This window comes from Leadbettera azotonutricia ZAS-9, assembly GCF_000214355.1.
GTDB lineage: Bacteria > Spirochaetota > Spirochaetia > Treponematales > Breznakiellaceae > Leadbettera > Leadbettera azotonutricia.
Genome location: NC_015577.1, coordinates 316,532 through 335,487 on the forward strand (window position 1 = coordinate 316,532; position 18,956 = coordinate 335,487).

Genomic DNA, 18,956 nt, shown 5'->3' on the forward strand with positions numbered 1-18,956 from the left:
CCGGAGGTTCAACAAGGAGCACATTATGGCAAAGAAAATCCCCACCCGCCTCTACCTTTCCGAGGACGAGATCCCCCGGTTCTGGTACAACCTCCGGGCGGACATGAAGGCAAAACCCGATCCCCTACTGCATCCCGGAACCCTAAAGCCAGCCACTGCCCAAGACCTTGAGGCGGTATTCTGCAAGGAGCCGGTAAAACAGGAGCTGGACGACAGTACCCGCCTCATCCCCATCCCCGAAGCTCTTGAGGAGTTCTACCTTTCCTACAGGCCCGCGCCCCTTATCAGGGCTTATTTCCTAGAAAAAGCCCTGGGGACACCGGCGGAAATTTACTACAAATTTGAAGGAACCAATACCTCGGGGAGCCACAAACTCAATTCTGCGGCAGCCCAGGCCTATTACGCCAAAGAGGAAGGTCTCACTTCGGTAACTACCGAGACCGGCGCCGGCCAGTGGGGCACGGCCATGGCCATGGCGGCTGGGTACTATGGCCTGGGCCTCACTGTGTACATGGTCAAAGTGAGTTCAGAGCAGAAGCCCTACCGCAAGGCCCTGATAGAAACCTACGGGGCAAAACTCATCCCCTCGCCTTCAAACACCACCGAATCGGGCAGGAAGATACTGGAAAAAGACCCCGACACCGGGGGCAGCCTGGGCTGCGCGATTTCCGAGGCAGTGGAGCAGGCGGTAAAAACCGACAAGTGCCGTTATGTGCTGGGCAGCGTGATGAACCACGTGGTACTCCACCAGTCCATCATCGGGCAGGAAACCAAGGCCGCCCTGGACAAATACGGCATAAAGCCCGACATCATCATCGGATGCGCCGGGGGCGGTTCCAATCTCGGCGGCCTTATCGCGCCTTTTATGGGCGAAAAACTCCTGGGCAAGTCAAACGCCAATACCCGCTTCATCGCCGTGGAACCCGCGTCATGCCCCAGCTTTACCCGTGGCCGCTATGCCTACGATTTTGGCGACACCGCCAGGACCACTCCCCTTATCCGCATGATGACCCTGGGCAACGGCTTTATCCCTTCGGCCAACCACGCAGGGGGCCTCCGCTACCACGGCATGAACCCCATCCTGAGCAAGCTCTACAAAGACGGACTCATCGAGGCGCGCTCGGCAGTGCAGAGCGAAGTCTTTGACGCGGCAGTGCAATTCATGAAGGTTGAAGGAATACTGCCTGCCCCGGAATCGTCCCACGCGATCAAGGCGGCCATTGACGAAGCCCTGGAGTGTAAAAGAACAAAGGAAAAGAAGGTGATAGTCTTCGGCCTTACCGGTACGGGCTACTTTGACCTTACCGCCTACATTGCCTACAACAACAAGACCATGACGGACTATATCCCCACAGACGAAGATTTGGCAAAAGGCTTTTCGAGCATTCCGGACATTCCGCAGAATAAGGATTAACGCAAGACCTTCGTTATGCAGCAGTGCATAACGAAGGTCTTATGCCATTGCAAATCCGGAAAATCAACTCACACCGCCACCCGGTATTTCCGGATGACATAATCACGGATTTCATCTTCCGCCACCTTGCTCTTTTTAAAGCGGAATTGTCTCGTGTCTTTTTTTGAAGACTCTTTTTTTGGACGCTGCTGCTCGCGGACAATCCGGTCGGCAAGCAGCAGGGAGCCTCTTTCGAGGCACTGCCAATACACGTCCTTATACAGTTCAATCCGGGCCTGCCTGTACTCTTCTACTGTTGCAGCTTTTATCCAAAGAACCGCAGTGCGGTTATCATGTTTTACCCCTGGGTGCGCCCGTCCACGAGCATCCGCTTCCAGTCTATCCCTGGCCCGTATGGGGAAAACCAGGGGGATAAAGCGACGCTTGCCAACATGCCCGCATTTACAGCAGACAAGAAAATAGTGATTTGCATTGTCTTTCATAGTGTTCTCCTATGCACCATGGAATTTGTTCCTTTAGAACACCTCTAATATACTAAATTTTTAAGGGATCGGCAAATTTTTCCTTGCATATATTTTAAGGATTTTTAACCGCGGAGTCGAAGAAGTTAAAGGAAGACAGGGATTTGTAATTCTTGACTCATCTTATTTGATGAATTTGCCGAATTAAATTCATCTTGTTTGATGAATTCAAAAATTACTGTTTTTTTAAGGGTTTTTCAGATTAAGCTCTATAGGCGGGAAAAAACCGCCAATTAAAAACGGGAAAAGCCCGGCAGCCCTCCGATCTTTTCCTTTGCGGTTAAAAGCCCTTACCTTACCGCTTTCGCTATCTCGCAGATCCTGCGGCCCATGTTCTGGAGCGAAACCTGTTCCATGACATGGCCAAGCTCGTAGGCTACCCGGGGCATGCCGTACACAACCGCAGTGGCCTCGTCCTGGCCTATGGTCATGCCGCCTTCTTTGTAGATGGTGCCAATCTGGGCAGCGCCGTCGCGGCCCATGCCGGTCATGATCACGCCGAGGGCATGGTTCTGGTAGGCGAGGGCGACCGAGGCAAAGAGCACGTCCGCAGAAGGCCGGTGGCCCGAAACCTGGGGAGTGCTTGTAAGATGGACAATGCTGCCGGTGGCTTTTTTCTCCACCTCGAGGTGCTTGTTGCCCTGGGCAATGAGGATGCGGCCAGGCTTAATGGCGTCGCCCTCTTCGGCCTCTTTGACATCGAGGGGGCAGAGCCTGTCGAGGCTCTTGGCAAATTCGTTGGTGAACCCCGGGGGCATGTGCTGGACTACCACGATGGGGACGGCGAGGTCTTTGTCAAGGTTGGCAAAGACCACCCGCAGGGCGTCAGGCCCGCCTGTGGAAATGCCCAGGGCGATGATCTCGGTCTTGCCGGGTTTGCGTATCTGGGCAGGAGGCTTGGCAGGGCCTGCGGCAGGGGTTCCGCTCAGCCCAAGGAGGGTGGCGATATCGGGCCCCACTCCCACGTGCTCGGGCTTTTTGGTGTATTCGGAAGGCGAAAGCACCTTGCGTCCCTGGCTGCGGCGGAAAGAGCCGCCATACCCCAGGAGCATGGTTACCAGGGTATCCCTGACAGTGTGAATATCTTCTGAAACCGAGCCCGAAGGCTTCTGGATAAAGTCGCTCGCCCCAAGGGCAAGGGCTTCCATGGTGATTTCGGCACCCCTGGCAGCAATGGATGAAAGGATGACCACAGGGATCTGGATGTTCCGCTTCTTCCGTTCCTTGAGGAATTCGATGCCGTTCATTTCGGGCATCTCCAGATCCAGAACGATAACGTCAGGGTTAACCCGGGGTATCTTCTGAAGCGCGAATACACCGTTCATGGCTTTGTCAGCTATCACCAGGCCCGGCGTGTCTTCCACCATCCTGCCAATGAGATTCCGCATCAACGCAGAGTCGTCAACAATCAAAACCGATACTTCATCAGCCACAATTTTCTCCTCTATTATATTATATGAACTTGCGGTACAGGGTCGCCCACTCAGTTTTCACGAATTCGAATTTGGTGGCCATTCCAAAAAGGGATTCAGAGTGCCCGATGAAAAGGAAGGACTTGGACGCCATGGAATCCCAGAAACGGTTTATGACATTGGTCTGGGCAGCCTCGTCAAAGTAGATGATGACATTCCTACAGAACACAATGTCCAGATTCCTCTGGCCCGAATCGTTTTTGAGGTTATGGTAGTCGAAGCGTATCCTGGACTGGATGTCCGCATGGATCTTGTAGCCCCCTTCAACCTTGTCAAAGTACTTTTTGAGGTACGCGTCGGGAATTCCCGTGATTCTGGCGTCTGCGTAGAAGCCCTCTTTGGCGGTCATAAGGCACTTTAGGCTGATATCCGATGCCACAATGTCGAATTTCCACGACGGAGGCAGGATTTCGCTCATCAGCATGGCAATAGTATAGGGCTCTTCGCCCGTGGAACAGCCCGCGCTCCATATCTTGATGGTAGTATTGCCGCTCCCTTGCTTGATTTTCATCAGCTCGGGCACCACAAAGTGCTCAAGGGCGTCAAAATGGGCCTGGTTGCGGAAAAACCGGGTAAGGTTCGTGGTGATAGAATCGAGGAAACTCTTAAGCTCTCCCTGATCCTTGGCAATGGTGGCAAAATAGGTCTTTACCGAATCACTACCTTTATCGCGTAACCGCTCCCTTAGCCGTGACTCGAGGATGGAGCGGTTGGTAGCGGTAAAATTGATGCCGCTTTCGTTATAAATCAGGGTGCGGTATTGTTCAAAATCCGCATCGGAAAAGAACACAACATCTGCCATGCTATAATAGTATGAACTGGAACGCCGCCTGTCAATCCGGCTAAATGAAATTTGGAGAATTACAGACGGAAGGCGGGCTGCCGGTTATTTGACATCCCGTTCCAGGATGACCACCATTTCCTGGCGCTCTTTGCCGACAAAGCCGGGGAAGTCTCCTGTGGTGCATGAAATAACCCGCCAGCCCTGTTCGGCATAGGCGTTCAGGGCCATTTCAAGCCTGGCGGGATCGAACTTGCTGGAAAACCATTTGTCCTTTTGGGTCAGGACTTTGTATTCTTTCATTCTTCATCCTCGTCGTCGTCTTTTGCATGGGCAAGGCCGAAGCGGGATCTGTGGCGTATAAAATGGGTCAGCAGCATGGCGAAACCCGAAAGGGCATAAAGGGAAAAAATGATAAAAATGATATTTTGGGGGAACACGATGATGAGTATAGCCAGGACTATTACGAAAACCAAAAGCTGGACCGCCCTGGGCTTGGAAAGCTCCATGTGCTTGAACGAATAATAGGGTATGTTGGAAACCATAAGGAACGACAGCACCACCATGACTATGGGCATAGCCTTAAAGAAGGCAGGCATGTTCTGCATGAGCAAGGGGATGGTCCTGAAGTTGAGTCTTGTGTCGGCGGGCCCCAGCAGTTCATAGCTCAGCACAAAAGAGATGATCACCCCGGCCGAAGCAGGCGTGGGGAGGCCCTGGAAGTAATTGGCGACTGAACCGCCAGCCGCCTTCACATTGAAGCGGGCAAGGCGCATGGCGCTGCAGAGCACAAAGAATACCGCAATGGCTACGCCTATCTTCCCCATGGACTGGAGCACCAGCATGTAGATCAACATGGCCGGGGCTATGCCGAAGGAGACGAGGTCGCTCAGCGAATCAAGCTGGACGCCGAATTCGCTGGTAGTATGGGTCAGGCGGGCTATCCTGCCGTCGAGTATGTCGCAGAACAGGGAAAGCACCAGTGCCCAGGCCGCAGGGATAAATTCACCCTTAATGGAGACCATGATGGACAAAAGGCCGAAGGTCATGTTCCCGCAGGTGAAGAGGGAGGGCAGAATGTAGATGCCTTTTTTCAATTCTTCCTTTTTCATTTTAATTCTCCTACTATCGTAATGCCGGCCCGCACCTTGTCTTCGGGCCTGACGCTGATCACCGCTTTTTTGGGCAGATGAAGATCCACCTGGGAGCTGAACTTTATAAGGCCGATCTTGTCCCCTGCCCTTACCGCATCCCCCGCCTTGACCCAGGAGACGCAGCGCCTTGCAAGGAAGCCCGCAATCTGCCTCACCGTAAAAACGCCCTTCTCACTATCCACCGTAATAATGTTCTGCTTGTTCTCCGATTGGGCCAGGGGGTTCCAGGCGGCCAAAAACTTGCCGTCCTTGTGCTCCACGCTGCGTACCGTGCCGCTCAGGGGCGCCCTTTGGAGATGAACGTTAAAGATTGAAAGGAACACCCTGAGGATTTTTTCATCATCCTTTTCGACTATCTCCATGACTGTCCCGTTGCAGGGCGAAAGAATAGCGCCCGGCGCCTCTGTTATCCTGATTTTGGGATCCCTGAAGAAGAAGAGGCAAAAGAGCGAAAAAATCACCAGGAGTATGCCGGGGCCCAGGCAGATATACACCGCCAATACCCCAAGCCCTGCCAGGCAGGGCACGAGAATGAATGCCAACCCGGCAATAAAAGGGATAAAAATGAAGGGAAACCCTTCTTTAGCTATGGTCATGATCTTCCTCCGCAGGGATCTCCGCCGGAATTTCCCCGGTCTTTCGAGCCAACACGGTCCTTTTTTCGATTACTTTGATGCTTACATACTCGCCTACGAACAGAAGCCCCATAAGGACATAGGTAACGCCGCCGTTATAGATACCCCAGACAAGATCAGACTCGAGTATGGCGGTGATCAGGGAAATAATAAAGTCCAGAATGAAGAAAATGCACCAATAAACAGTGCATTTGCGGCAATAATTTTCAAAATAGGCCTTTTCAAGGTGCTCGTTCAGCTTTTTATCGAAAACATTGATAAAGGAATAGACAATGGTAGGCGGTATGAAGAGTGATGTCCCAAAAATGGTAAGGTAGACAAGATCGGCCAGGGCAGGGTAAATCTTGAAGATAACCCTCGAAAGCGCCTCGGAATCGATGAAAAAGGTGGTAGACAGGCACACGATGCCTATGGAAAACAGTATGACAGGGCTTATGAAGATAAAAACCGGGTGCCGTCCGTGATAATTGCTCCGGTTCATAAAGGCGTACGCCACAGCAAGCACTATGATCAGGATGGAAAGATAGCGAATGGATAATTTAAAAATAACCAGGGCGCTGAAAACCAGCAGCGGATACAGGATGATCAAAGCTCCAAAAAGGACCCTCATCCGGTTTTTCGCAGCATTGGTCTTCACTGGCTTGTTTTTGTTCAGAATATTAAGTCCTTGGAAAAATTTACCCGGTTTATGGAAAAATGTCAACTTCACGGTTGCAACACTTCACGGTTGCAATTTCATGGGTGAAAACCAGAAGTTCAGCTCATGAACCAGATAGACCACCAGTGGCAAAGGGCTCCCAAAAGGACAAAAACATGCCAGGTTACATGGGCGCCCCGGTCGGATTTTTTTTGGAACACTCCGGCATTCTCCATTGGCGCAGGTTCCTTTGGGGTATTGAAGCGGACATTTCTCCGGCGGCCCAGGGCATACCAGACGGTTCCCAGGGTATAAAAGACACCCCCGGCTGCCAGAAGGAGGAGGCTTCTGGGGGGCAGGGCCCTGGCCAGGGGTATGCACCCCCCTACTATGGCCCAACCCATGAGGAGATAGACCGTGAGTTCCATTTTTTTAAGGGCTTTGCAGCCTACCCCGTAAAGGACAATTCCCGTTATTGCCAGGGCCCATTCAATTCCGAAGAGGGTCCAGCCCAGGGGACCCCGCAAACCAATGAGGCATAAGGGGGTATAGGTTCCTGCGATAAACAGGTAGATCGCCTGGTGGTCAAAGACACGGAAGATACGTTTTATCTCGGGACGCTGGTGGGCATGGTACAAGGTGGAAGCCAGGAACATGCAGGTCATGGCAGCGGCAAAGATCACATAACTGGTGGTTGCCCGTCCGCCTCCGCCGTTTCCCCCAAGGAAACCCTGGGCCCGGAGAACGAGCAGCACCAGCCCCGCCGCCCCCAGAAGGGCCCCAAAACCGTGAAGCAGGGAATTGGCTATTTCTTCTCCCAAAGTTTGGTAGGGAAGGATCTGAGTAAGGGTTTTTGTATGCTGCCATGTTTTCATACCAATTAAGACACCGGTACCATCATCCGGTTGCAGTACCGCGACCGAAGGCATTACAATAAAGCAATAATTTATCATAAGGATACATCCTTTAGGGAGAATGCATGGAAATCGATCTGAAAGGAAAAATAGCCGTAGTGAGCGGCGCCTCGGGTGAGCTGGGCCGGGTAATGGCCTCGACTTTGGCGTCCTGCGGAGCGGATATAGCCTTGCTCTACCTGAGAAACGCTGAAAAAGCCAATGAATTGGCTGCCAAAATTAAAACCGGGGGCCGCCGTGTACTGCCGGTTCAGGTGGATTTGAAAGATGAAGCATCCGTGCTGGCCATGAAAGACTCTGTTGTCAAAGGCCTGGGCGAACCCGATATCGTGGTGAACGCCGCAGTAAGCCAGTACAAGTGGGTTGCCATACTGGAACAAAACATTGACGACTTCCAGGATCAGTTCGAGACCTGCGTCAGGCAGAATGTGCTCATGGCAAAGGCCTTTTTGCCGGCGATGATCGCCAAAGGCCGGGGCCGCTTTATCGGCATCAACTCCGAACGTTCCTATCTCTGTACCGCCAACTCCGGCGCTTATGCCTCCGCCAAACGCGGCATGGACGGCCTCTACCGGGTACTCGCCAACGAGGTAGGCCCTTCCGGCGTTACCGTAAACCAGGTTGCCCCGGGCTGGACCATCAGCGACAAAGACCGCGCGAACCACACGGAAATAGCCCCTGAATACAGCGCCAAAATCCCCCTTGCCCGCCGCGGCACGGATCAGGAAATAGCCAACGCCGTGGCCTTTCTGGCTTCGGATCTGGCTTCGTTTATCACCGGGGTGACCATCCCGGTCTGCGGCGGAGCGGTGATGGTTTAAGCCCCTTTCCGTCCTTTATCATATGGGCTTTGAGGTTATTAAGTCTTAGCCTTATGGTTAATCCTCTCTGACGTAAAGAGCATTATTGCCACATAGGCCATGAGAAACAGGGGAATGGCAATCATATTTGTTCTCGCTGCAATCAGCCCCACCAGGGGCGGCACGAGGGTCAGCCCCAAATAGGCGCTTGCCATTTGGAGGCCTATGACCTTCTGGGAGTTGGCTGCGCCAAAGCGGGAGGGAGTAAGCTGGAGCATGCTGGGGAAGATGGGCGAACAGCCGAAGCCTATGAGCCACAGGGCGGCGTAGGCCAGGAATCTTTGGCCCGGCAGTTGAATCTGCACAACTGTTTGCAAAGCGCCCGGCAGGGCGAGCAGCAAGGCTCCCCCTAAAATGATCCAGAGGCCGCCGCGTATGAGATCCTTCCCCGAAAACCTGAGGGTGAGGAAACCCGAAAAAAGCGGCCCACGGTGATGCCCAGGTAATAAAGGGCAATGGCGCTTGCGGCATCGGGCTTGGCAAAGCCCCGGTTTTCCGTGAGGAAGCTCGCGCCCCAAAGGCCCAGGGTGTACTCGGTTGCGCAGTACACAAAAAAGGTGATCATGGCTTCGATCACCCCCGGTATTTTTACAAGGCCGAAATTCTTCCCCAATTCCGAAACAAAAGAACCTTGAGGTTCGGCTGCCCTGGGCTTGTCCTGTATTTTCCATAAGGGAAGGGACACAATAAGCAGCAAACTGACCGCAAATTGTATTACGCTTAAGGCAAGATAAGCCCCCCGCCAGTTACCGGCCTGACTCAAATTCAGGCTGATGATGAAGGGCCCGATAAAAGCCCCCACTCCCCAAAAGCAGTGGAGCCAGCTCATGTGGCGCGGTGCATAGTGAAGGGCGATATAGTTGTTCAGCGCAGAATCTATGGCACCTGCGCCGAATCCCAGGGGCAGGGCCATGAGAGTAAACCACCAGACCGAGTGGCTGAATGAAGAACCCAGCAATGCCGCCGCAGTGAGCAATACGCTTAGGGCAGTAACCTTGCCCGTGCCAAAACGGCCGGTGACCCAGGAACAGCCCAGGCTTGAGATTATCGTACAGACCGATATGGTGATGAAAATAATGCCGGCAGTTTCAAGCGGCGCGCCCAGTTCAAGGCGTATCACAGGCCAGGCGGTTCCCAAAAGGGAATCGGGCAGTCCAAGGCTGATAAAGGTGATGTAGATGAGGATTAAAAAGAATGTGGCCATTTTGAATTATTTCCTCAAATAACTTCGGAGTTTATCCAGAACTTCGTTAATATCCAGAGGTTTTCCCACATGATCATTCATGCCCGAAGCGAGGCACCTTTCCACATCTTCCCTGAACACATTCGCAGTCATCGCGATTATTGGAACAGGGGTTAACTTTTTCTGTGGAGTTTGCGAAGCAAACTCCAAGCCTTCGAAGCGTTCAGCTTCGAAGGCACGTATTTTGCTTGTAGCTTCATAGCCGTCCATTTCGGGCATCTGGACATCCATAAAGATAAGCTGGTATTTGTCCGGATCAGAGCGAAACATTTCAAGGGCTTTGCTGCCATTTTCGGCGCAGTCGATTTTCAGGCCTGTTGGTTCAAGCAGGGTGATGACTATCTCGCGGTTGATTTCAACATCTTCCGCCAGGAGCATATGGTAGTCTTCGAAATGATCTTCGGCAGATAGATCCTGGTCGGCCCGTTCCGCTGCGATGATGCTTTCTTTACCGAGGCACTCAACGATGCAGTCCATGATGTTGGACTGGAAAAGGGGTTTGGGGAGGAATTTATTGACCCCTACATCTTTGGCTTCTTTTTCGATGGAGTTCCAGTCGGCGGCGGAGATCATTATTACAACCGACTTGGGCGGCACCGAAGCCCCCGCCGATTCATGCTCCCGTATCCAGCGGGAAAGGGCCACGCCGTCCATGCCGGGCATTTTCCAGTCCACAAAGTAAATGTCATAGAAGCCGTTTTTTTCAATGAGGCTGCAGGCTTCTTCGCCGCCTGGGGCAGTATCGCAGGCAATGTGGTGATGGGACACAAGGTCTTTGAAGTATTCGCAGATATCCGGCGTATCGTCCACCACGAGGATACGCAGGTTGTGGAAGTTTACCCCTTCCGCAAGGAGGCTGTGGAGTTCGTCGGTGCCTTTTTCAGTTTCAATTATAAAGGAAAAGGTTGAGCCTTTGCCTTCTTCCGAATCTATCCAGATACGACCGCCCATCATTTCCACGATACGCTTGGAAATGGCGAGGCCAAGGCCGGTGCCGCCGAATTTGCGGGAGGTGGAGCCGTCAGCCTGCTGGAAGGAACTGAAAAGCTTTTTCTGCTGTTCCTCGCTGATGCCTATGCCGGTGTCGGTTACGGAAATCCGAACCGTAAAGATTTTTCCTTCCTGCTTTTCGAGGCAGGCATTCAAAATAACGGAACCCCGCTCGGGGGTAAATTTGACCGCATTGGAAAGGAGATTTGCAATAACCTGGGCAAGGCGCTGATCATCGCTTATCAGGGTTTTTGGAATTTTGTCATCGATATGAACAGCAAATTCCTGATGCTTTTCGTCTACCTTGAAGTTTATTACATTCACTACTTTTTGGAGCATCTTTTCAAAATTGAAACTGTCGAATGAGAGTTCAAGTTTGTTGGCTTCGATTTTGGACATATCGAGTATATCGTTGATGACGCCCAAAAGGTGGTTCGAAGCGTCTTCAATTTTTTTGAGGCAGTAATTCTTTTTATCCAGCTCCTGGGATTTCTTTGCAATGGCCGTCATGCCGATAATGGCGTTCATGGGGGTCCGCATTTCGTGGCTCATGTTGGCAAGGAATGCGCCCTTGGCTGCGCTGGCCCTCTCGGCCTCGTCCCTTGCGATTACGGCTTCTTCCCTGGCCCGTTCAATTTCGGTAATGTCGTGAAAGAGCATCATGGCCCCTTCGTTCTCGCCCTCGCTGTTCACCATGGGGTTAATCTGAATTATGTATTTGAGGGGAGTACCGTCTTCCGCGATGCGGGTATCCTCGAATTTAATAGGAGTATTACTGTTAACTACTTCTTTGAGTTTTAGATAGATGGCTTCGACCCATTGGGAGTCTACAATGAGATTGAACACTTCCTGAAAGGTATGGCCGTAGATGAGATCGGTATTTATGGTTTGAAAATTTTTCAGAAAAAATTCAGTGCAATATATGAGGCGGTTTGTCTTATCCAAAAGGAGTATGGAATCGGGACAATTTTCGAGAAGCAGCTTCATGTACTTTTCGCGGTCACGCTGCTCGGAAGTACGGGTAGTCTGCTGATTCGCTTTTGCCGTGGCGACCTGGCGTTCAAGTTCCAGTGTTCCACGGAGCTGCTGTATTTCCCGTTTGTTTTTGCGATCCTGTTTTTGGAGAGCCTCTATTTGCTGTATAAGATCATCTTCCTGCATAAATCTGCCTTATAGAACACAGAGTGAAAAGGTGAAATTGTGAAAATGGTTATATAGCTTCCCGTCTTCTCCCCGTACGGGGCAGATTTCGCCGCTTGCATAGGCCAAAAAATAAGGAATATCGCCAATGGTACTGATGGCAAGTTCCATCTCCTTTGAGCTTACAGGCGACAGCATAAGATAACGGGTTATGCAGGGGGACATGAAAATCCCTGACCTTTTGCCGGTTTTGAGGGCTTTGTCCAGGGAAGCCCTGGCGGTTTCGATTATGCCCTCGGGATCGATTTCGCCGCCTGAGAAGGAAGTTCCCTCAGGAACCTCGCCCCCCATCAGGATGCTGCCGTCTTCGAAAACACGAAACACCCCTAAAGCAACGGGACCGGATCCGTCCGGAAACCTCATTATAAGGGGAAACGAAGTGGGATCGATTCCAACTTTGGTAATATAGCCAATACTGTTGAGGTATTGGGCGAAGGGAACGCCGTTGGCTTCCTGGACAATGCAGCCCGAGGACTTTGTGACGAGAGCCTTGCGGGTAGAGATGTTCCGGTCGGGAATTGAAGTGACAATGAATTCGGGTTCGATATCGCCATGTAAAAGCAGCATAGCTACCGAAGTTGCTCCGGACTTTTTCTTGCCTATGGTTTTGCAGTGCTCTGAGTCCAATACAGCGTCCGAAGCGATGGTTCCCCAAATGGGAATACCCTTGCTGGCGCGATCCATGACTTTGAGTATATCGGGAGCAATTAATTCGCCCATAAGGGGGAATATAGTGATGATGAAGCTGGGATCAGAAGGGAGGCCGGCGCGGGCTTCCGCGTAGGCTTCCTCAAGGGGTTTTTCATATTCTGCCCTGGAGAGGGGGACGGTATAGGCGGTTTCGAACAAAATATCATCGCTGGTAAGGACGGTAAGGTTAAGGCGGTACATACCGTAATCGCCTTTGGAGGCGCTTGCGGTGGTAGTCAGGCCAATAACTTCGAAGGGGAGGCTTTCAGAGATTTTTTGCACCACGCCGGTATCAATAAACTCATAGTAACATACGATAATACCTACAGAATTTTTACTCAAAGTCTTGAGATCTATCTGCTCAAGTATCTCTTTAAGCGCGTCTTCCGGCTCGTCAAGTTCTGTCGTGAACGCATTGCGTACCTGTACCATGGAATCCTCCATTAGGTTAATTTGTATTTCTAAAATATCATTATTTTCCAATTTAGTATACAATTTTTTGACGTTTTTTTAATAGTCGCATATAAACGCCCTGGCGAAACATCTTGCCACCCCGCCCTTGTTCAGGTATCCTGAAATCATCATGAACAATAACCCTGTTGCCGCTTACCTTGCCGCCACCCCTAAAGAAAAGGTGGATGTCGGTTTTTTGGCTTATCTTTGCAACCTTCAGAAAACCGCCCTTGTGGCCCCTGAAATCGCCGCTTCCATCGTAAAAGAGCTCGAAAACCAGCGGAAACGGGTAAAACTCATCGCCAGCGAGAATTATTGCTCCCTTTCGGTGCAGCTCGCCATGGGCAACCTCCTCACGGACAAGTACGCCGAAGGCATGCCCCATCACCGTTTTTACGCGGGCAACGAAAACGTGGACGATATCGAGTCCCTGGCCGCCGAAGAAGCCCGTACGCTTTTCGGCGCCGAATACGCCAACGTCCAGCCCCACTGCGGGGCAGACGCCAACATGCTGGCATACTGGGCCATTCTGACCACAAAGGTCGAAAACCCCGCACTTGCCAAATGGGGCGAAACCAACCTCTATAAATTGAGCGACAATCAATGGAAGGAACTCAAGGCCGAACTCGGGAATCAGCGTCTTTTGGGTCTCGACTACTATTCCGGCGGCCACCTTACCCACGGCTACCGCTATAACATCTCCTCCCGGCTTTTCGATGTGTATGGTTATACGGTTTCAAAAGAAACCGGCCTTTTGGATTATGACGATATTGAAAAACAGGCCAAAGCGGTAAAGCCCCTCATCCTTTTGGCAGGCTATTCCGCCTATCCCCGGAAGATCGATTTTAAGCGCATGAGGCAGATTGCCGATTCGGTGGGCGCTGTTTTTATGGTGGATATGGCCCATTTTGCGGGCCTTGTGGCGGGCAAAGCCTTTACCGGCGATTACGACCCCGTCCCCCACGCCCATGTGGTAACCACCACCACTCACAAGACCCTCCGGGGCCCCAGGGCCGGCCTTATCCTCTCCACCAACGAATTCGCCGAAGCCCTCGACAAAGGCTGTCCCCTTACCATGGGCGGCCCCCTGCCCCATGTCATTGCCGCCAAGGCCGTGGCGTTCAGGGAAGCCTCCAGACCTGAGTTCCGCGATTATGCCAAAAAGATAGTTGAAAATACCCAGGCTCTCGCAGCCGCCTGTGCCGGGGGAGGCCTTGAAGTCCTCACCGGCGGCACCGACAACCACCTCTTTCTGGTGAATGTCCGGAGCGCGGGCATTTCGGGCCGTCAGGCAGAGAGCGCTCTCCACGAGTGCAATATTACCGTTAACCGCAACAGCCTCCCCTTTGATCCCAACGGCCCCTGGTATACCTCGGGCCTCCGCATCGGCACCGCGGCAGTGAGCACCCTCGGCATGGGCAAGGCCGACATGGACGAGCTGGGCGCCATTATCGCCCTGGTGCTGAAGCACACAAGCCCCGCGCCTGACGGCAAAGATCCTTCCAAATTGAGCAAGGCCAAATATATTATAGAAGAAAAGGCCAAGGCCGAAGCTGTTGACCGGGTAAAGAAACTCCTCGACCGCTTCCCGGTCTACCCCGAACTGGATCTCAAGTTTTTAAAGGAATCTTTTGTCTCATAGCCCAATGAAATGACCAAACGCATTGCAGACGAACTGCCCGGAAGCAGCACAATAATAGGGAAAGGGGGAGTAGTCCTCTGATCTTTTCCTTTTCCTGAATTTTCGATACTCATCTTATTTGATGAATTTGCTGAATTAAATTCATCTTATTTGATGAATTCAAAAATTACTGTTTTTTTGCGGTTTTTGTTCTCGAAACTCCCTTCACAAACCCCCGGATTACAAAGACAAGCGAGATGGCCTGCTGAAAAATAAGGATAGTCTTGCCCTGGAGGTACATGAGGGTTCCCATGCTGCAAAGCATCAGGGCAAAGAAGAGCCAGCCAGAGGGCTTTTTCTTTGCCAGGAGGTATGTCCCCAGGAGAAAACCGGCGGTAACCCCAAGCTCAAGGATCTGGGAGAAGGCGGTGATTCCGCCGAAGAAAAAAACGCTGTACCCAAGACCCAGGACTATCATAATCCATGTAAAGATTTTCACCCCCCAGTCCGCAAGGGCCGGCGCTTTATCAAGGCCCTTCCATGCAAGCGCAAGCCCCAGGACGAGGGCAGGGGCGCCTCCTGCCTCGTTGGCTGCGGCGATCCAGTTGTGCTTGCCTGCGAGAAGCATGACCCAGGCGGGGAGGCCGATTATGTAAGCCAGCCACCCTGCAACGCGCCAGGGGCGATCTTTTTCCAGGCCCTCGGCATGGGACAATAATATTTTTGCCAGGAGATATCCGCCGCCTCCCCAGATTTGCAGGAATAGATCCATTTAATTTCCTTTTGTCCCCATCACCCGTTCGCGGTATGCCGAGCCCATGCGTTTCAGGGTTTCCATTGCTGTCTCTTTTGGCAGAGCCTGCTTGTTAAAATCTATGGTAAATTGATTCATTGAAAAATGGCGGAAGAAAAAAATCTCTTCCCGCCGTTTGGGAAGTTTGGCATAATGATCAATTAAATCTTCGGTATAAGTTTCAAACACCCCGCCCTTTTTCATTTCAGAATACCCGATAATCCACACAGGGATTGGCGCCAGGGCCCGGTGAAATTCCAAAAGCAATTCGGCCATTATTTTTTGCGATTCATTAATTGCCTCTGATAATTTAGCGCCACCAAGGCTGCATAATTCCGCAAGCTCCGCAGTCCTGGGAGTATGCACGGGCGTCTTGTTGAGGATAATTGCATTTTTGCGGAAATCAATTTCCAGTTCAGGATGATTGCGGAAAAACCCTTCGGCTATTTTCCCCGAAGGCCCTACAAGGTAGCGGCGATTTTCCGCGGCCTGTTCCCTGCGCCCCGGATTATCAGCCACCAATATCAGTTTGATAGTATCCGTCTGGGTGATATCGTCGAGAGCCCCATTGTAAACCACAGCTGTCTCGATTTTATAAGCGGGCCCGCTGCGGCTGTCGATCAGTTTTTGCTCCAGCATCCCCAATTTTGGCAGATCCTGGAGCATTTTTTGCACCATAAACCGGTATTTTTCGCGGATTTTGACGAATTCCTGCCAAGCCTTTTTTTTCATGCCCCTTCCTTCAAACCTGAACCTTGCCCGGCACAGGGGTTAGGAAAACAGGCTGCCCCGAGGCGGCTTCGGAGCCCTGCGATCAGCGCCGGGGGATCAGGGCTTTCCATAAGCGAAGACATGATGCAAACACCTTCCGTCCCGCATTTTTCTACCCCGGCAATAGTATATTCCGAAATACCCCCGATGGCATATACCGGGATTTTCACCGCCCTGCAAACCGAACCAATAAATTCCAAACCCCGAGGCTCAAGCCCTTTTTTGCAATCAGTGACAAACACATGGCCCGCAATGAGCCATGCTGCCCCGGACCGTTCCGCTTCAGCGGCTTCTTCCGCCGAATGAACAGAAACGCCAAAAGCAATTCCGCGATCCCTCAAGCGGGCAAGATCCGCAGAAATGAAAGCCCCGGTTTTAAATACCGCCCAGGGAAGCTGAATGGATTTAGCGTTAAGATCGATGGCTGCTTCAACCTGGGTATGGAGAATTAATTCTACGTTCCCGGGTCTGCAAATGTCCAACACCTTACGCGCCAGATCTTCATATCTACCTAAAGAAAGATCCTTCTCCCGTAAAACAAAGGCATCAATGCCGCTGACGGCAATTTTCTTCACCTGGGCTAAAAATCCATTTTCGCCGCCGCAAAGAAGCCGATTAGTAACCCCGACGATCCTCACTGCGTATCCTCTCTTTAAATATAAATATAATCGCTCATCACCGGCTGAAGTCCCTTGGCAAGAAGCATACGGTAAATCTCCTCCACCGTCCGGGTGTCGCTGATCTCGAACTGTTCGTCACCCGCAGCCTTGCCCGAGTGCCCGCCGATGCCTACATCGACCCCGGCTGAAATTTTTGTGGCTGCAATTTCAACTGCGCTGTCCCTGAAGCGGGCATTCTCGCGGGTAGAAATAGTTATCCCGGCATGGGGCATGAAGATGCGGTAGGCGCACATCACCTGGAGGAGTTCAGCCTCGCCCACGTCTTTGGGATTAAGGGTAGCGTCAGTGCTGATGGGCCTTAAGCGGGGGCAGGAAAATGAAATTTCGGCATGGGGGTATTTGCGCTGAATAAGGGATGCATGAATGCCTGCGGCAAAAGCATCCCTGCGGAAACCGCCCAGGCCGAGGAGGCTCGCAAAGGCTGCGCCCCGCATGCCGCCTTTAAGGGCACGCTCCTGGGCATTGAAGCGGTAGGGAAAAATGCGCTTGCGGCCCGAGGGATGGAGCTGGCCGTAAAGTTCCGTGTCATAAGTTTCCTGAAAGACTGTTACAAAGTCGGCGCCCTTATTGCGAAGCATGGCATACGCATCGCTGTTCATAGGATAGACTTCGAGGCCCACCATGCGGAAATAGTTTCGTGCCAGGGCGCAAGCCTCGCCTATGTATTCAGGGTTTGACATTGAGGGGCTTTCGCCGGTGAGGAGGAGTATTTCTTCCAGGCCTGTGGCGGCTATGGCCTTCATCTCCTCTTCAATTTCTTCAAGGCTTAAGCGGGCGCGCTTGATTTTATTATGGCAATTGAATCCGCAATACACGCAGGCATTCTCGCAATAATTGGCAATGTAGAGGGGGGTGAAAATATACACCGAATTGCCAAAGCGCTTGCGCGTTTCCCTTTGGGCAATACGGGCCATGTCTTCAAGATAGGGGGAAGCAGCGGGCGAAAGCAAAGCGCCGAAGCCTTCAATGGTGCAGATGCCGGAAGCCTCCATGGCTTCGAGGGTTCGCAGCACTTCCCTTTCTGTATACCCTGATGCATTGTATGCGGCGGCGGCTTCCAGCACTTTGTTCATTATGGAAGGATCGGTCTGCTCCATATCATCAAGGTAGACCATGGGGTCCGGCTTATTCATGCATGCCCCCGTTTTTGTCCTCGTGCAGAAACCCGGTGAGAGGGGACGAGGCTGATCCGGTCTTCTCCAAAACCCTGCCCAAGCCCGCAAGGTACGCCTTGCGGCCTGCCTCTATGGCGTTCTTAAAAGCTTCCGCCATTGCCGGGATGTCGCCCGCAGTCGCTATGGCGGTGTTTGCCATCACCGCTGCCGCGCCCATCTCCATGACTTCGCAGGCCTGGGAGGGCTTGCCTATGCCCGCGTCTATGATCACAGGCAGATCCATCTCGTCTAATAGTATCCTGATAAAATCCCTGGCGCAGAGGCCACGATTGGAACCAATTGGAGATGCAAGAGGCATGATGCAGGCGGCTCCGGCGTTTGCCAGATCACGGGCTGCGTTAAGATCCGGGAACATATAAGGCATGACGATAAAACCTTCTTTGGCGAGGATTTCTGTGGCTTTGATCGTTTCGCTGTTATCGGGAAGCAGGTACTTTGAATCCCTGATGACTTCTATCTTGACGAAGTTTCCCGAACAAAGTTCACGGGCGAAACGCGCTATCTTCACCGCCTCTTCCGCCGTCCTCGCCCCCGAGGTATTGGGAAGCAGGGTAACGCCTGGGGGTATATAGTCCAGGATATTCTCCCTGCCCCCGGTATTTGCCCGCCTCAGGGCCACGGTTATCATCTGGGCCCCGGCGTTTTCCACCGCCGCCTTTATCAGGGCGAGGGAATACTTCCCGGACCCCAAAATGAACCGGGAGGTAAAGGCATGCCCCCCAATCACCAGGGGATCGGCGGCCCCGCCCCCCATGAAATGTACTATTTCCACCCTGTCGCCATCCTTCAATATAATAGAGGGATAATCCTCTTTGCGCACTACCTCGTCATTTATGCCTATGGCGATATGCCTTTTGTCATAGCCTTGTTTCTGCAATAAATCTTCGAGATTGGAACCTGCCGCCTCAAGGGGGGTCCCATTCACCATCACCATGCTTTCCTCCAGGTTGTA

The 18,956-nt window shown here is 52.2% G+C and carries 20 protein-coding genes; 3 read left to right on the plus strand and 17 right to left on the minus strand.

Going from position 1 to position 18,956, the window contains the following annotated elements; all coding sequences use genetic code 11:
- Positions 1 to 25: 25 nt before the first annotated feature.
- Positions 26 to 1,414, plus strand: a complete 1,389-nt coding sequence (locus TREAZ_RS01360; protein WP_015709995.1) for a TrpB-like pyridoxal phosphate-dependent enzyme — start codon at positions 26 to 28, stop codon at positions 1,412 to 1,414.
- 68 nt (positions 1,415 to 1,482) lie between these two features.
- Here TREAZ_RS01360 and TREAZ_RS01365 read toward each other — a convergent pair whose 3' ends face one another.
- The 8 genes from TREAZ_RS01365 to trhA all read right to left on the minus strand — a co-directional run bounded on the left by TREAZ_RS01365 (position 1,483) and on the right by trhA (position 7,567).
- Positions 1,483 to 1,896, minus strand: a complete 414-nt coding sequence (locus TREAZ_RS01365) for a hypothetical protein (protein ID WP_015709996.1) — start codon at positions 1,894 to 1,896, stop codon at positions 1,483 to 1,485.
- Between the two features lie 329 nt (positions 1,897 to 2,225).
- Positions 2,226 to 3,323 carry a chemotaxis-specific protein-glutamate methyltransferase CheB gene (cheB, locus tag TREAZ_RS01370; protein WP_043923214.1) on the minus strand — a complete coding sequence of 366 codons (1,098 nt, stop codon included), beginning with the start codon at positions 3,321 to 3,323 and terminating at the stop codon, positions 2,226 to 2,228.
- Positions 3,324 to 3,387: 64 nt separating this feature from the next.
- Positions 3,388 to 4,209, minus strand: a complete 822-nt coding sequence (locus tag TREAZ_RS01375) for a CheR family methyltransferase (protein WP_043922693.1) — start codon at positions 4,207 to 4,209, stop codon at positions 3,388 to 3,390.
- Between the two features lie 84 nt (positions 4,210 to 4,293).
- Positions 4,294 to 4,491: a DUF4177 domain-containing protein gene (locus TREAZ_RS01380; protein WP_015709999.1), complete on the minus strand. Its 198-nt coding sequence runs from the start codon at positions 4,489 to 4,491 to the stop codon at positions 4,294 to 4,296.
- Complete coding sequence (gene pssA, locus TREAZ_RS01385) at positions 4,488 to 5,300, minus strand: CDP-diacylglycerol--serine O-phosphatidyltransferase (RefSeq protein ID WP_015710000.1); 813 nt, start codon at positions 5,298 to 5,300, stop codon at positions 4,488 to 4,490. The genes TREAZ_RS01380 and pssA overlap by 4 nt, the downstream gene beginning before the upstream one ends.
- On the minus strand, positions 5,297 to 5,938 hold the full coding sequence (locus TREAZ_RS01390) for a phosphatidylserine decarboxylase (RefSeq protein WP_015710001.1): 642 nt from the start codon (positions 5,936 to 5,938) through the stop codon (positions 5,297 to 5,299). The genes pssA and TREAZ_RS01390 overlap by 4 nt, the downstream gene beginning before the upstream one ends.
- Positions 5,925 to 6,614, minus strand: a complete 690-nt coding sequence (locus tag TREAZ_RS01395; protein WP_148257627.1) for a COG4648 family protein — start codon at positions 6,612 to 6,614, stop codon at positions 5,925 to 5,927. Before TREAZ_RS01395 ends, TREAZ_RS01390 begins: the two co-directional genes overlap by 14 nt.
- Before the next feature lie 119 nt (positions 6,615 to 6,733).
- Positions 6,734 to 7,567 (minus strand): PAQR family membrane homeostasis protein TrhA, encoded by an 834-nt coding sequence (gene trhA, locus TREAZ_RS01400; protein WP_015710003.1) that lies wholly within the window; start codon positions 7,565 to 7,567, stop codon positions 6,734 to 6,736.
- 26 nt (positions 7,568 to 7,593) lie between these two features.
- On the opposite strand from trhA, the gene TREAZ_RS01405 reads away from it, so the two are divergent.
- Entirely contained in the window at positions 7,594 to 8,349 is a 756-nt protein-coding gene (locus TREAZ_RS01405) for an SDR family NAD(P)-dependent oxidoreductase (RefSeq protein ID WP_015710004.1), read from the plus strand.
- A 38-nt stretch (positions 8,350 to 8,387) separates the two neighbouring features.
- On the opposite strand, the gene TREAZ_RS18320 is transcribed toward TREAZ_RS01405, so the two are convergent.
- The 4 genes from TREAZ_RS18320 to TREAZ_RS01420 are packed head-to-tail and all read right to left on the minus strand — an operon-like array spanning position 8,388 to position 12,943.
- Positions 8,388 to 8,729, minus strand: a complete 342-nt coding sequence (locus TREAZ_RS18320; RefSeq protein ID WP_052297619.1) for a hypothetical protein — start codon at positions 8,727 to 8,729, stop codon at positions 8,388 to 8,390.
- Positions 8,730 to 8,737: 8 nt separating this feature from the next.
- Positions 8,738 to 9,592 carry an MFS transporter gene (locus TREAZ_RS01410; RefSeq protein WP_052297620.1) on the minus strand — a complete coding sequence of 285 codons (855 nt, stop codon included), beginning with the start codon at positions 9,590 to 9,592 and terminating at the stop codon, positions 8,738 to 8,740.
- A 6-nt stretch (positions 9,593 to 9,598) separates the two neighbouring features.
- A complete protein-coding gene (locus TREAZ_RS01415) occupies positions 9,599 to 11,782 on the minus strand; it encodes a response regulator (RefSeq protein WP_015710005.1) in 2,184 nt (727 codons plus the stop codon).
- A 9-nt stretch (positions 11,783 to 11,791) separates the two neighbouring features.
- A complete protein-coding gene (locus TREAZ_RS01420; RefSeq protein WP_015710006.1) occupies positions 11,792 to 12,943 on the minus strand; it encodes an FIST C-terminal domain-containing protein in 1,152 nt (383 codons plus the stop codon).
- Between the two features lie 151 nt (positions 12,944 to 13,094).
- On the opposite strand from TREAZ_RS01420, the gene TREAZ_RS01425 reads away from it, so the two are divergent.
- A complete protein-coding gene (locus tag TREAZ_RS01425) occupies positions 13,095 to 14,606 on the plus strand; it encodes a glycine hydroxymethyltransferase (RefSeq protein ID WP_043923216.1) in 1,512 nt (503 codons plus the stop codon).
- 166 nt (positions 14,607 to 14,772) lie between these two features.
- Here TREAZ_RS01425 and TREAZ_RS01430 read toward each other — a convergent pair whose 3' ends face one another.
- Genes TREAZ_RS01430 through thiS form a run of 5 tightly spaced genes read right to left on the minus strand, consistent with a single transcriptional unit; the run spans position 14,773 to position 18,938 of the window.
- The gene (locus TREAZ_RS01430) at positions 14,773 to 15,357 is read right to left on the minus strand and encodes a hypothetical protein (RefSeq protein ID WP_015710008.1); all 585 of its coding nucleotides are present in this window, start codon (positions 15,355 to 15,357) and stop codon (positions 14,773 to 14,775) included.
- Positions 15,358 to 16,110, minus strand: a complete 753-nt coding sequence (locus TREAZ_RS01435; protein ID WP_015710009.1) for a hypothetical protein — start codon at positions 16,108 to 16,110, stop codon at positions 15,358 to 15,360. It abuts the gene before it with no gap.
- Positions 16,107 to 16,787, minus strand: coding sequence for a thiamine phosphate synthase (locus TREAZ_RS01440; protein ID WP_015710010.1), 681 nt, complete (start codon positions 16,785 to 16,787; stop codon positions 16,107 to 16,109). Before TREAZ_RS01440 ends, TREAZ_RS01435 begins: the two co-directional genes overlap by 4 nt.
- Before the next feature lie 14 nt (positions 16,788 to 16,801).
- Complete coding sequence (thiH, locus tag TREAZ_RS01445) at positions 16,802 to 17,962, minus strand: 2-iminoacetate synthase ThiH (RefSeq protein WP_015710011.1); 1,161 nt, start codon at positions 17,960 to 17,962, stop codon at positions 16,802 to 16,804.
- Positions 17,955 to 18,938: a sulfur carrier protein ThiS gene (gene thiS, locus TREAZ_RS01450; protein WP_148257629.1), complete on the minus strand. Its 984-nt coding sequence runs from the start codon at positions 18,936 to 18,938 to the stop codon at positions 17,955 to 17,957. The genes thiH and thiS overlap by 8 nt, the downstream gene beginning before the upstream one ends.
- Positions 18,939 to 18,956 lie beyond the last annotated feature (18 nt).